This is a genomic window from Shinella sp. WSJ-2 (genome assembly GCF_003432075.1).
Lineage (GTDB): Bacteria > Pseudomonadota > Alphaproteobacteria > Rhizobiales > Rhizobiaceae > Shinella.
Genome location: NZ_QWBU01000004.1, coordinates 312486 through 325503, shown reverse-complemented (window position 1 = coordinate 325503; position 13018 = coordinate 312486). Strand labels below are relative to the sequence as shown.

At 64.3% G+C, this 13018-nt stretch carries 9 protein-coding genes; 7 read left to right on the top strand and 2 right to left on the bottom strand.

Annotated features, from left to right (window positions below; translation table 11 throughout):
• The first annotated feature begins 3 nt into the window (after positions 1-3).
• Together D0Y60_RS12340 and D0Y60_RS12335 are read left to right on the top strand one after the other, a co-directional pair.
• Positions 4-2700: a sensor histidine kinase KdpD gene (locus D0Y60_RS12340; RefSeq protein WP_117370240.1), complete on the top strand. Its 2697-nt coding sequence runs from the start codon at positions 4-6 to the stop codon at positions 2698-2700.
• Complete coding sequence (locus tag D0Y60_RS12335) at positions 2697-3383, top strand: response regulator (protein ID WP_117370239.1); 687 nt, start codon at positions 2697-2699, stop codon at positions 3381-3383. The genes D0Y60_RS12340 and D0Y60_RS12335 overlap by 4 nt, the downstream gene beginning before the upstream one ends.
• Here the strand turns inward: D0Y60_RS12335 and D0Y60_RS12330 are convergent.
• On the bottom strand, positions 3380-4399 hold the full coding sequence (locus D0Y60_RS12330) for a LacI family DNA-binding transcriptional regulator (protein WP_117370238.1): 1020 nt from the start codon (positions 4397-4399) through the stop codon (positions 3380-3382). The genes D0Y60_RS12335 and D0Y60_RS12330 overlap by 4 nt on opposite strands.
• A gap of 281 nt (positions 4400-4680) precedes the next feature.
• Here D0Y60_RS12330 and D0Y60_RS12325 point away from each other — a divergent pair, with 281 nt between their 5' ends.
• From D0Y60_RS12325 to D0Y60_RS12305, 5 genes are all read left to right on the top strand, one after another.
• A complete protein-coding gene (locus D0Y60_RS12325) occupies positions 4681-5727 on the top strand; it encodes a sugar ABC transporter substrate-binding protein (RefSeq protein WP_117370237.1) in 1047 nt (348 codons plus the stop codon).
• An 80-nt stretch (positions 5728-5807) separates the two neighbouring features.
• The gene (locus tag D0Y60_RS12320) at positions 5808-6626 is read left to right on the top strand and encodes an ATP-binding cassette domain-containing protein (RefSeq protein WP_117370236.1); all 819 of its coding nucleotides are present in this window, start codon (positions 5808-5810) and stop codon (positions 6624-6626) included.
• On the top strand, positions 6623-7867 hold the full coding sequence (locus tag D0Y60_RS12315) for a sugar ABC transporter permease (protein WP_117370235.1): 1245 nt from the start codon (positions 6623-6625) through the stop codon (positions 7865-7867). The genes D0Y60_RS12320 and D0Y60_RS12315 overlap by 4 nt, the downstream gene beginning before the upstream one ends.
• Before the next feature lie 26 nt (positions 7868-7893).
• Positions 7894-8622 (top strand): SDR family oxidoreductase, encoded by a 729-nt coding sequence (locus D0Y60_RS12310; RefSeq protein WP_117370234.1) that lies wholly within the window; start codon positions 7894-7896, stop codon positions 8620-8622.
• A 62-nt stretch (positions 8623-8684) separates the two neighbouring features.
• Positions 8685-10316 carry an FGGY-family carbohydrate kinase gene (locus D0Y60_RS12305; RefSeq protein WP_117370233.1) on the top strand — a complete coding sequence of 544 codons (1632 nt, stop codon included), beginning with the start codon at positions 8685-8687 and terminating at the stop codon, positions 10314-10316.
• Here D0Y60_RS12305 and treY read toward each other — a convergent pair.
• The gene (gene treY / locus D0Y60_RS12300; RefSeq protein WP_117370232.1) at positions 10313-12913 is read right to left on the bottom strand and encodes a malto-oligosyltrehalose synthase; all 2601 of its coding nucleotides are present in this window, start codon (positions 12911-12913) and stop codon (positions 10313-10315) included. The two genes, D0Y60_RS12305 and treY, sit on opposite strands and share 4 nt — an antisense overlap.
• Positions 12914-13018: the final 105 nt, after the last annotated feature.

Genomic DNA, 13018 nt, shown 5'->3' with positions numbered 1-13018 from the left:
AGAATGACGGAAAACGAGCGAGACGACAGTCTGAGGCCCGATCCCGATGCATTGCTTGCCCTGGCGGAGAAAGACCGCCGGGGCAAGCTGACTGTTTTCCTGGGGGCTGCTCCCGGTGTCGGCAAGACCTATGCGATGCTGACGCGCGCCGGCCGGCTGAAGGCCGAGGGCGTGGATGTTGTCGTCGGTCTTGTCGAAACCCATGGGCGCGGCGAGACCGCTGCCTTGGTCGACGGGCTCGAAGTGCTGCCGCGCGCCCGCATCGAGCATCGCGGCAAGGTGCTCGAGGAGTTCGACCTTGACGGCGCGCTCGCCCGGCGTCCGAAGATCGTGCTGGTCGATGAGCTTGCCCATTCCAATCCCGAGGGAAGCCGCCATCCCAAGCGTTATCAGGATATCGAGGAGCTGATCGCCGCCGGCATCGATGTCTGGACCGCGCTCAATATCCAGCATCTCGAAAGCCTGTCCGATGTCGTGGCGCAGATAACCGGCGTGACGGTCCGCGAGCGGGTGCCGGATGTCGTGCTGAAAAAGGCCGACGAGGTTCTGCTTGTCGACCTGCCGCCGACCGAACTGATCGAGCGACTGAAGGAGGGCAAGGTCTATCTGCCCGAAAGCGCCAGCCGCGCCGTGGACCGTTTCTTCCGCCTCGGCAACCTGACCGCACTGCGAGAACTGGCCCTGCGCCGCACCGCCGACCGTGTCGACGAGCAGGTGGTCGATTACCTCAAGCAGAACGCTATTGAAGGCCCTTGGGCGAGCGGCGAGCGGTTGCTGGTCTGCGTCGGTCCGGATGATCTCTCGGAAAAGGTCGTGCGCGTCGCAAGCCGCCTTGCGTCAGGCCTCAATGCGCCCTGGATCGTCGTTTCCATCGAGCGCGCGGACCGGGAGGTCGAGACGACCGAGCGCCTGCAGCGCATGGAAGCGCTCTTCCGGCTCGCCGAACAGCTCGGCGCCGAAACGCGCCGGGTCGTCGGCAACGACTTCGTTGAGGAAATCCTGAAGCTCGCCCGCCGCGAGCATGCGACGCAGATCGTCATCGGCGCGCGGCGTAATCGTGGCTGGCGGAAATTCCTGCTGCCGTCGCTGCCGGATGCCCTGTCGCGCAAGGCCGCCGGCCTCGGCGTGTATTTCGTGACACCCGACAAGACGGAAAAGCCGCCGGCACCCGCCCGCTTCGCTTTGCCGGGCATTGCGTCCTACAAGCAGTCGGTGCTGATTGCCGTGGCGCTCAGCGCGGCCACGGCGGCTGTCGGCAAGCTCGTCTATGTCTTTGCCGAATTGCCCAATATCTCGCTGCTGTTCCTGCTTGCCGTTCTCGGTGCCGCGGTGCTTGGCGGCTATGTCTCGGCCTTTATCGCTGCGGTGCTTTCGGCGCTTGCCTATAATTTTCTCTTCATCGATCCGCTGCACACCTTCACGATCACCGCGCCGCACGAAGTCTTCGCACTGATCGTCTTCCTGTCGGTGGCGATCATTGCCGGGGGCTTTGCGTCGCGCATCAAGGAGCAGGCGGAGGTTGCCCGCGTGCGCGCCACCGCCTTGCAGTCGCTCTACGAGTTCTCGCGCAAGCTCTCGACGGCGGGCAAGTCGGACGACGCGATCTGGCTGGCGGTCTCCCATCTCCAGGCGAGCCTCAAGCGCAATATCGTGCTGCTCCTGCCCGACAAGAGCGACCTCCGGGTCGCCGCCGTCTGGCCGCCGGATACCGAACTTGACGTCACCGATTTCACCGCGGCGCGCTGGACGCGCGACAAGCAGGAGGTGGCGGGTGCCGGCACCGGCACGCTGCCGAACAGCCGTTTCGAGTTCCGTCCCCTGATGGGGCCGCACGGCCTCGTCGGTGTCTGCGGCATCCAGCAGAGCGAAGAGCAGCTTGGCCCCAATGCCGAACGCGCGCTGTCGGCCATCCTCGACCAGACCGCGATTGCGCTCGACCGCGCGCGCCTTTCGGAGGAAAGCCTGCAGCAGGCGGCGCGGCTGGAGGGCGAGCGATATCGCGAAGCCCTTCTATCCTCGATTTCGCACGACCTGCGCACGCCGCTCGCCACCATCATGGGCGCCGTCACCAGCCTTCGCCAGCTCGGCGACAAGATGGAGCCGGAAAGCCGCGACGACCTGTTGGAATCGATCGAGGAGGAGGGCGGCCGCATGAGCCGCTTCGTTTCCAACCTGCTCGACATGACGCGCATCGAGGCCGGCACGCTGAAGCCGAAAAGCGACTGGATCGACGTCTCCGACGTCATTCATTCCGCCGTCGAGCGGGCGCGCAAATATTTCCCGGGCACGGTGATCGAGACGGGCATCGCGCCAGACCTGCCATTGGTCGAGGGCGACAGCGTGCTGCTCGGCCAGGTGCTGTTCAACCTGCTCGACAATGCCGTGAAATTCGGCGGCGAGGAGCCGGTCAATGTCTATGCGCGGCGCGACGGGCAGGATGTACTGATCTCTGTTACCGACCTCGGCAAGGGCATTCCGCCGGCTGAGATCGACCGTGTCTTCGAAAAATTCTACCGGCGCGGCAAGCCGGACGGGCGTTCGCCGGGTACGGGGCTTGGCCTTTCCATCGCCCGCGGCTTCGTCGAGGCGATGGGTGGCAAGATCCAGGCGGAAAGCCCGGCTGTGAAGAAACGCGGCACGCGCATCGTCATCCGCTTCCCGGCGGGCGAGGCGGCAAAGGCTGAAAAGGCGAAGGGATGAGCGAACGCATCCTCGTCGTGGATGACGAGCCGCAGATCCAACGGTTCCTCAAACCCGCCCTCAAGGCGGCGGGTTACGACGTGGTGGAGGCGGCGACCGGCAGCGAGGCGCTGAAGGCCGTGGCGACGGCAGCACCCGATCTCGTCATCCTCGATCTCGGCCTGCCCGACATGGACGGCAAGGACGTCCTTACCAGCCTGCGCGGCTGGACGACGATCCCCGTCATCATCCTCTCTGCCCGCGAACGCGAGAGCGAGAAGATCGCCGCCCTCGATCTTGGTGCGGACGACTATATCGAAAAGCCCTTCGGCATCGGCGAACTCACCGCCCGCATCCGCACGGCGCTGCGCCATCGCGAGCGAGCCGCAGCGGGGCCTGCGGTCATCACCACCGACGGCCTGGTGATCGATACGGTCAGGCGTCTGGTAACGCGCGGCGAGGAGGCGGTGCGGCTGACGCCGAAGGAATACGATCTGCTGACATTGCTGGCGCGCCACGCGGGCCGCGTCGTCACGCACAAGACGCTGCTCACCTCGGTCTGGGGGCCAGCGCATGGCGAGGACCTGCATTACCTGCGCGTCTTCATCGGCCAGCTTCGCCAGAAGATCGAGCGGGACCCGACGCAGCCGGCCATCGTGCGCACGGAGCCTGGCGTCGGCTATCGGCTGGTCATCGATCTCTAGCCGATCTTTTCCACGATGGGCGGTATCTGCACGACCGTGATGTCCGTCGCACCGGAATCGATGATGCCGAAGACGGCTTCCAGCATTTTCGGCACGTCCTGCCGCACCATCTCGATATGGTCGCCGAGCATGGCGACGAAGGGGTCCCAGTCGAAGCAGCCGAGATGCGGCATACGCTCGGCATAGTGGCCGGAACGGCGGATCCAGCGCATCACGCCTTCCAGCGAAATCGTCGAGTTGACGAACATGCCGCGCGGCAGCGAACTCGTGCGCTCGGCAAGCTGTTTCATGACGGTCTCGGCCTTTTCGGGCGCATAGCCGCAGGTCTGTACCAGCGCTTCGTCGACGGGCACGCCGGCCTCCGCATGGGCGTCGCGGAAACCGCGCACGCGCTCCATCGTGTTGTGATCCGTGCCGCGGCCGCCGACGAAGAGGAGAGGGGCCTTTTCGCCATATTCCCGCTCGCAATTGGCCAGCACCCGCCGCGTCAGCTCCAGCGCGCCACCATAATTGTCTGAAATAACGGACGGGGCACGCGAGCCGGGCAGATCAAGGTTGATCGTGCGCACGCCGGCGCTGGCGCAAAGATCGACGATGCGGTCGGGATCGGTGGCGCCGGTCGCGATCAGGCAGTCGACCTGGTAGGACAGCATGGCGCGCGCCGCCTCCACCTCCAGCGCCGGATCGCGCCGCGTGCAGGTGATGATCGGGAAAAGGCCGCGCTCGCGGGCCAGATTTTCGAATTGTTCGACGATGGAGCCGAAATAGCGGTTGTCGTATTTTGGCACGATCATGCCGATGATCTTCGACCGCTCGCGGCGCAGCACGCTCGCCTGCATATTGACCGCATAGCCCTGTTCTTCGGCCAGCTTCGTGATCTTTTCCGCAAGCCTAGCGCTGATGCGCCGCTTCTTCCAGTTTCCGTTGAGAACGGCGCTCACGGCGCTGGCGGATGTGCCTGCCAGCTCTGCCAGATCATAGATGGTCGTCCTTTTTGCGGGCGATGTGCGATTCACATGTCATCTCCATTTCGAAAGCCACCTTGACACCAATCCCGTTTGGTGACAATTCTTGCTTCATCGATTGAGCAAGCATGCTCCATCGATGAAGTTGCCTGAACAGCAAGGCTGACCCAAGGGAGGAGTCAGACGGAGCATCGACGAACCGGACGTTGCGGCATCGCTGCAGCGAACGATGATCTGCGCGCTTTCGGCGTGTGGTGGCGGTCGGGCTTTGTCGCCCTTGGCGGCTTGAGGTCGCCGGCGAACGAACTGAACATCAACTGTGGAGGAACCCTATGAAGACGCTTAACATCCTGCTCGCCTCGACCGGCCTTGCCCTGTCGCTCGGCAGCGCCGCCCTTGCCCAGGAAAACGCGACCGTCGCCTTCCTGATGCCCGACCAGGCCTCGACCCGCTACGAGCAGCACGACTATCCCGGCTTCAAAGCCGAAATGGAAAAGCTTTGCGCCACCTGCACGGTGATCTACCAGAACGCCAATGCCGATGTCGCGCTCCAACAGCAGCAGTTCAACTCGGTGATCGCGCAGGGCGCGAAGGTCATCGTGCTCGACCCGGTCGATTCCGCCGCCGCCGCCGCGCTGGTCGAAATCGCCCAGTCGCAAGACGTCAAGGTCATCGCCTATGATCGCCCGATCCCCGACAAGCCGGCCGACTACTACGTCTCTTTCGACAATCAGGGCATCGGCAAGGCCATCGCTCAGTCGCTGGTTGAGCATCTGAAGGCCAAGGGCGTTCCCGATGGTGCCGGCGTGCTCGAGATCAACGGTTCGCCGACCGATGCGGCCGCCGGCCTGATCCGCGATGGTATCCACGAGGCGCTCTCGGCTTCGCCCTACAAGACGCTTGCCGAATTCGACACGCCGGAATGGGCGCCGCCGAAGGCGCAGGAATGGGCTGCCGGCCAGATCACCCGTTTCGGCGACGAGATCAAGGGCATCGTGGCGGCCAATGACGGCACGGGCGGTGGTGCGATCGCGGCTCTCAAGGCCGCCGGCGTCAAGGAAATGCCGCCGGTAACCGGCAACGACGCGACGATCGCCGCCCTCCAGTTGATCATCTCGGGCGACCAGTACAACACGATCTCCAAGCCGTCGGAAATCGTGGCTGCCGCTGCCGCCGGCGTCGCCGTCAAGCTGCTCAAGGGCGAGACCCCGGAGGCCACCCACAAGCTCTACGAAACGCCTTCGCAGCTGTTCGTTCCGGCGGTCGTGACGGCGGAGAACATCAAGGCCGAAATCTTCGACAAGGGCATCAACAAGCCGGAAGAAGTCTGCACGGGCGAATATGTTGAAGGTTGCCGCAAACTCGGCATCATCAACTAATTCAGCCCAGCGTATCCGGCCGTGGCCTCCCGCGGCCGGATATCCATCAGTCGAAGGTCTTTCTGAAGGTTCTAGGGGCCATGACAGCCACGCACAGTCTTCCCGCCAAGGGGCAATCGGTAATACGTCTCAGCGGCGTATCCAAGAATTTCGGCGCCGTCTCCGCGCTGACGGATATCGAACTCGACGTGAAGGCCGGCGAAGTCGTCGCGCTGGTTGGCGATAACGGCGCCGGCAAGTCGACGCTGGTCAAGGTGCTCGCCGGCGTGCACCAGCCCTCGTCCGGCACGATCGAATTCTGCGGCCAGCAGGTGTCGCTCGACACTCCCGCCAAGGCGCTGGACATGGGTATCGCCACCGTCTTCCAGGACCTCGCGCTCTGCGAAAACCTCGACGTCGTCGCCAATCTCTTCCTCGGCCACGAAATGTCGCCTTGGGCGCTCGATGAAGTGGCGATGGAAGTGCGCGCCTGGACGCTGCTGCGCGAGCTTGCCGCGCGCATACCCTCCGTCCGCGAACCCATCGCCTCGCTCTCCGGCGGCCAGCGCCAGACGGTTGCCATCGCCCGCTCGCTGCTGCTCAACCCCAAGCTAATCATGCTGGACGAGCCGACGGCGGCGCTCGGCGTGGCGCAGACGGCGGAGGTGCTGAACCTCATCGAGCGTGTGCGCGACCGCGGTCTCGGTGTCATCATCATCAGCCACAACATGGAGGACGTGCGCGCCGTAGCGGACCGCATCGTCGTGCTGCGTCTCGGCAAGAACAACGGCATCTTTACGCCCGAATCCTCCAACCAGGACCTCATTTCCGCGATTACCGGCGCCACGGACAATTCCGTCTCGCGCCGTGCCGACCGCAAGGCCGGCGAAGCCCAGGACCATCACGGGGGAGCAGCATGAGCCAGAATTCATCCCAGCCCATGCTGGACCGCAGCGACGAGCGCGTACGCCACGACGACAGCCTCGCGGCCATGGCCAAGGGTTTCATCGACCGCGTGCGCTCGGGCGACCTCGGCATGCTGCCCGTTGCCGTCGGGCTCGTCGTTATCTCCTTCGTCTTTTCCGCGCTGAACCCGATCTTCCTGGCGCCGAACAACCTCGTGAACCTGCTGTTCGACTGTGCCACGGTCGGCGTCATCTCGCTCGGCATCGTCTGCGTGCTGGTGCTTGGCGAAATCGACCTGTCGGTCGGTTCGATGAGCGGCCTCGCCTCGGCCATGGTCGGCGTGCTCTGGGTCAACCAGGGCTGGCCGATCGCCGGTGCCATCCTGGCCGCCCTCGTCGTCGGTGCGGGCGTCGGCCTGCTCTATGCGACGCTTTACAATCGCCTGGGCATGCCGAGCTTCGTCGCCACGCTGGCCGGCCTGCTCGCGCTGCTTGGCCTGCAGCTCTACATTCTCGGCCCGACCGGCTCGATCAATCTGCCTTACGCCTCCGCATTGGTGCGCTTCGGCCAGATCCTGATCATGCCCGACTGGCTATCTTATACGCTGGCGCTGGTGCCCGGCCTCGTGATGATCGGGCGCGGTCTGCGCACCCGCACCCAGCGCCTCGCCGCCAATCTCTCGGCGCAGCCGATGCGCGCGCTGATCCTCAAGGCCGCCGTGCTGACGGTTGCGCTGGAAGCCGCTGTCTTCTATCTCAATCTCGGCCGTGGCATTCCGTGGATGTTCGCCCTTTTCGTCGGGCTCGCCATCATCCTCAACTACGCGCTGACGCGCACGAAATGGGGCCGCTCGATGTTCGCCGTCGGCGGCAACAAGGAAGCCGCGCGCCGCTCGGGCATCAATGTGCGCCGTATCTATATGAGCGCCTTCATGCTCTGCTCGACACTCGCGGCCCTCGGCGGCATCCTCTCGGCCTCGCGTCTTGCCTCTTCCAGCCAGCAGGCCGGCACGGGTGACGTCAACCTCAATGCCATCGCCGCAGCCGTCATCGGCGGCACCAGCCTCTTCGGCGGACGCGGCAGCGCCTATTCGGCCCTGCTCGGCATCATCGTCATCCAGGCGATCTCGAACGGACTGACGCTGCTCAATCTGTCGTCCTCGCTGCGCTACATGATCACCGGTGGCGTTCTCGCCATCGCCGTCATCGTCGACTCGCTCGCCCGTCGCTCCCGCGTCAGCCACGGCCGCGCCTAACGAATACTGGAATGGAGTTTTAGATCATGGCTGACCTCATGAAGGGCAAGATCGCCGCCATCACTGGTGCCGCCTCCGGCATCGGCCTCGAATGCGCCAGGACCCTCCTGGCCGAGGGGGCGAAAGTGGTGCTCGTCGACCGCGCCAAGGACAAGCTGGAGCAACTCTGCAAGGAGCTCGGGCCGAATGCGCTGCCGCTCGTCGTCGACCTGCTGACGCCATCAGACGTCTCCGGCATGCTGCCGCGCATCCTCGACATCGCAGGCGGACTGGATGTCTTCCACGCCAATGCCGGCGCCTATATCGGCGGGCCGGTGGCGGAGGGCGATCCGGACGCCTGGGACCGCATGCTGAACCTCAACATCAACGCGGCCTTCCGCTCGGTTCACGCGGTTCTACCCTACATGATCGAAAAGAAGACTGGCGACATCCTGTTCACCTCATCGATCGCCGGTGTCGTGCCCGTCATCTGGGAACCGATCTATACGGCGTCCAAATTTGCCGTGCAGGCTTTCGTGCATTCCACGCGCCGGCAGGTGGCCCAGCATGGCGTGCGCGTCGGCGCGGTCCTGCCGGGTCCGGTCGTCACAGCGCTGCTCGACGACTGGCCCAAGGAGAAGATGGACGAGGCGCTGGCGAACGGCAGCCTGATGCAGCCGAAGGAAGTGGCCGATGCCGTGCTCTTCATGCTCACGCGGCCGCGCAATGTCACGATCCGCGACCTGGTCATCCTGCCCAACAGCGTCGATCTCTAAGCGAGCGGCAAGCGGCATGACGCCGCTTGCTCCAAGAATTCCTGATTGCAGGCGGTAGACCCATGAACACTCCTTCCTCCGCGCAGCCCCCGGGCGGCGAACGCTACCTTATCGGCGTCGATGTCGGCACGGGCAGCGCCAGAGCCGGACTCTTCGATCTCTCCGGCCGCATGCTCGCCTCGGCAAAACGCGACATTTCGCTGTTTCGCGAACCGGGCGCGATGGTCGAGCAGTCGAGCACGGAAATCTGGGCTGCCGTCTGCGCCTCGGTGCGCGAGGCGGTTGAAAAGGCGGGTGTCGCACCGAAAAACGTTGCAGGTATCGGCTTCGATGCCACCTGCTCGCTGGTCGTGCTCGGGGAAGCGGGCAAGCCGCTGCCCGTCGGCCCCTCCGAGAACCCGGAACGAGACATCATCGTCTGGATGGATCACCGTGCGGTGGATCAGGTCGAGCGCATCAACGCCGGGGGCTATGATGTGCTGCGCTATGTCGGCGGCATCATCTCGCCGGAAATGGAGACGCCGAAACTGCTATGGCTGAAGGAAAACCGTCCCGCGGTTTTCGATGCCGCCTGGCAGTTCTTCGATCTCGCCGATTTCCTGACCTGGCGCGCGACCGGCGATCTTGCCCGCTCCACTTGTACCGTCACCTGCAAATGGACCTATCTGGCGCATGAGAAACGCTGGGATCCCGGCTATTTCCACGGCATCGGTCTCGGTGTTCTCGCGGATGAAGATTTTGCGCGTATCGGCCAGCGCGTCGTCGAGCCCGGCACGCCGCTTGGCCATGGCCTGACCGAGACGGCGGCCGCCGAACTCGGCCTCGTCGCGGGCATCCCGGTCGGCGCCGGTATGATCGATGCCCATGCGGGCGGTATCGGCACAGTGGGTGTCGATGGCCCGCCGGAAAACAATCTCGGTTACGTCTTCGGCACATCCTCCTGCACCATGACCTCGACGCACGAGCCGGTCTTCGTACCTGGCGTATGGGGGCCGTATTTCTCCGCCATGGTTCCGGGCATGTGGCTGAACGAGGGGGGCCAGTCGGCGGCGGGGGCCGCGATCGAGCAGCTCCTTTCTCTCCATCCGGCGGCGGTCGAGGCGAAGGCGCTTGCTCAGAAGCGCGGCCTTTCCCTGCCGGTTCTGCTGGCGGAGCTGGCGTCAGAGAAGGCAGACACGCTTTCCAAAGCCGCAAGGCTTGCAGACGGCCTGCATGTCGTGCCGGAATTTCTCGGCAACCGCGCGCCGTTTGCCGATCCCCATGCCCGCGCCGCCATTGTCGGCCTCGGCATGGAGAGCGATCTCGACAATCTCGTCGCGCTCTACATCGCCGGCCTCTGCGGCATCGGTTACGGTCTGCGCCAGATCATCGAGGCGCAGGCTGCGGCGGGGGCGCCGGTCGACAAGATCATCATCAGCGGCGGCGCCGGCCAGCTCGATCTCGTGCGCCAGCTTCTGGCGGATGCCACAGGCAAGCCCCTGCTTTCCACGCGGGCAGAAGAGCCGGTGCTCCTCGGCGCGGCCATCCTCGGCAGTGTCGCGGGCGGCGCCTTCCCGGATGTGCGGAAAGCCATGGCTGCTCTTTCGGCTGTCGATCGTACCTACCACCCGGCGGGCGAGGAAACCGAGGCCTTGCACGCGCAGCGTTACGATGCCTTCCGGCGTTTGCAGGATCTGGCCCGGGATATCCGCTAAACGCCGAGCAGCAGTGCGACGGGCGCGCCCGAGAGGGCGTCCGTAAGCGGGAGTGCGCCGCCGAGTTTAATCGTGCGGCCATCAAGTGCGGACCGCACGCTACGTCCTTCGTATTCGACCGGGATGGTTATCGAAATATCCTGCATCGCCTCATCGCGCAGGCACATGCGCCCATGCGCTGTCCTGCCAAAGGCAAGCCGGGGCACGATCGTGATCGCGAAGGCCTCCGGCGTGCCGCGCAGAAAGGCGATGGCTTGCCGGCCACCATCGGAAAGCTCCAGCGGGCGATAAGGGCCATCGAACAGCTGGGGTGCGGCGTTGCGCGTGGCAAGCACGGTTGCGGTGAGCCATTGCTTGTAGTCGGCGAAGACTTCGCGAAGGGCGTGCGATTGCTTGGGAACCGTCAGCGAGGCAACATCCAGCAGCGGCCGGTTGTCCGGATCAACGAGGGAAAAGTCGCTACGCTCGCTGCCCTGGTAGATGTCGGGAATACCCGGTGCCGTCAGCTTGATCAGCGTCTGCGACAACGAATTCAGAAGCCCGGCATCGATGAACGGCGACAGCGTTTTCTCGAAATCGGAGAGGAAGGCCTCGTGTCGCAGGATTTCCTCGACGAAGCGCATGACCTTCTGCTCATAGTGGACATCGGGCTGGTTCCAATTCGTGTCGATCTTGGCCTCGCGCAGCGCCTTCTCTACATAGGCGGTCATGCGTTTGCCGAGATGCGCACGGCCGGATATCGGCCAGACGCCTCCAAGCGCCTGATAGATCAGCCACTCGACATCCGGCTCCGGAACGGACCGCCCGTCATGCGGCTGGCGGAAACGGCCGTTGAGGGTTTTCCAGCGCCCTACCCCAGCGATCCAGAGGTTGGGCGCTTCGCTCAGCGTATAAAGGCGTGCTCGCGCGTCCTCGCCGCGTTTCGTGTCGTGGGTCGATGTCGCCGAGAGGCCGCGTGGCATGGTCTCCAGCCGTACCCGCATTGCGGCGTGGAAAGCGGCCGGCCCGCTAGCCGGTTCGCCGGGATTGCCGCCGACCTCATTGGCCGCAATGAACGCGTTTTCGCGATAGAAAAGCGTGTCTTCCAACGCCTTGGCCATAATCGGGCCACTCAGCTGCTGGAAGCGGCTTCGGAATTCGGCGCAGGCTTCATAGGCGCCGGCGACGCAATCGTCGACGAGGATTTCCCAGATGAGGTCGATCGCCTCGTGTGCTTCGGGCTGGGTGGTTCCCTGTGCGGCCTGCCGCGCGGCTGCGAGAAGCTGGCGGTCACGCTCCGTGACCCCTGCGGGCGTGATATAGGTGCGATAAACGGGCAGTGCGATTATGATGGCGCGGATCGCTTCGGTCAGCACGCTGCGCGAAAAGTCGGCTTGGGAAAGGTCGGCAACGCCCTTCGCCAGTGCGGCGAGGCGGTGCATCTCGCCCTCGAAATTGTCGGTGAGCATCTGCTGCTTGCTGGCCTTGGCCTCTTCGGTATAGCTACCGCGATGCTCCTTGTCCTTTAGAGGAAGGAAAGCCGCCGCGAGCCGCCCGCCTTCCATGTTGTCGGCAAGCGCATCGGCAAGTGAGGCGATGAATTCGTAGCCCGTCGCCCCCGCTACCGGCCAGTCCGCAGCGAAGGGCTCGTTTTTCTCGAGAATCTTTTCCACGACGATGTATACATCAGGCCCCACGGCGGCGCGCAGGCGCCCCAGATAGCCGGCGGGATCGGCAAGGCCATCGACATGATCGATGCGCAGGCCATCGACGATACCGGCGCGGACAAGGTCGAGCGTCAGCCTATGACTGTCGTCAAAGACGGCGGGGTCTTCGACGCGCAGGCCTGCCAGCCCGGCGATCTCGAAGAAGCGCCGATAGCTGAGATGCCGGCTCGCCGTCTTCCAGTCCATCAGTTTCCAGGGTTGCGCCGCATGGATGGCCGTGATCCGGTCCGGCTGTGCGGAGAGGGTGTTGAGATGGTTTTCCAGGGTGCTGCGAGCAGCAGAATCAGACAGCGCCGTTGAAAAAGCAGCGTTACCTTGCGGGTCCATAGCCGGAGAAGAAGGGGTGGCTATGATGCCAGCCTCCTGCAAAAGCGCCTGGGAAGTGCTGGGATGCAGGGGATAGAAGGTGTCATGATAGGCAAGCGCGATCGTATCGTGCTGCGGGTCGATGGTGAGGCGGATCGTCTCGTCCGCCAGTTCCTCCGCAAACCCCTTGCCGAGAAAGGGCAGCGTGAGTTTTTGCGACCAGTCGATATCGAAATGGCGGGCGAAGACGCTTTCGGCACCCCAAGCTACGACACTGCGCCACCATGGATTTTCAAGACTTGCCGCCATGTGGTTGGGCACGATGTCGAGAAGGAGGCCCATATCGTGGGTGTGCAGCGTATCCGCCAGCCGGCGCAGCCCGTCAAGGCCACCAAGAGCGGGGTCGATCTCGTTCGGGTTCGTGACGTCATAGCCATGCGTCGAGCCGCTGACGGCGGTCATCAGAGGCGAAGCGTAGAGATGGCTGATTCCCAATTGCTTGAGGTAGGGAACCAGTTGCTGTGCCCGTGCGAAGTCCATGCCATTGCGGAACTGCAGGCGGTAGGTAGAGCGAGGAGAGGTCATAAAGCCCAGAAGATGCGAGGAAAGCCCGCTTCAAAACGCAGATCCACCGGTTTTGTTCCAAACGGCGCCGGCGGGAGCTTGGGGACGGTGCCTCCGTGGCCAAGG

What these genes read in the sequence shown, in the direction of transcription:
- treY (WP_117370232.1), bottom strand. Translation starts at nt 12,913, where the DNA reads ATGACCTCTCCTCGCTCTACCTACCGCCTGCAGTTCCGCAATGGCATG.
- D0Y60_RS12310 (WP_117370234.1), top strand. Translation starts at nt 7,894, where the DNA reads ATGGCTGACCTCATGAAGGGCAAGATCGCCGCCATCACTGGTGCCGCC.
- D0Y60_RS12325 (WP_117370237.1), top strand. Translation starts at nt 4,681, where the DNA reads ATGAAGACGCTTAACATCCTGCTCGCCTCGACCGGCCTTGCCCTGTCG.
- D0Y60_RS12340 (WP_117370240.1), top strand. Translation starts at nt 4, where the DNA reads ATGACGGAAAACGAGCGAGACGACAGTCTGAGGCCCGATCCCGATGCA.
- D0Y60_RS12305 (WP_117370233.1), top strand. Translation starts at nt 8,685, where the DNA reads ATGAACACTCCTTCCTCCGCGCAGCCCCCGGGCGGCGAACGCTACCTT.
- D0Y60_RS12320 (WP_117370236.1), top strand. Translation starts at nt 5,808, where the DNA reads ATGACAGCCACGCACAGTCTTCCCGCCAAGGGGCAATCGGTAATACGT.
- D0Y60_RS12315 (WP_117370235.1), top strand. Translation starts at nt 6,623, where the DNA reads ATGAGCCAGAATTCATCCCAGCCCATGCTGGACCGCAGCGACGAGCGC.
- D0Y60_RS12335 (WP_117370239.1), top strand. Translation starts at nt 2,697, where the DNA reads ATGAGCGAACGCATCCTCGTCGTGGATGACGAGCCGCAGATCCAACGG.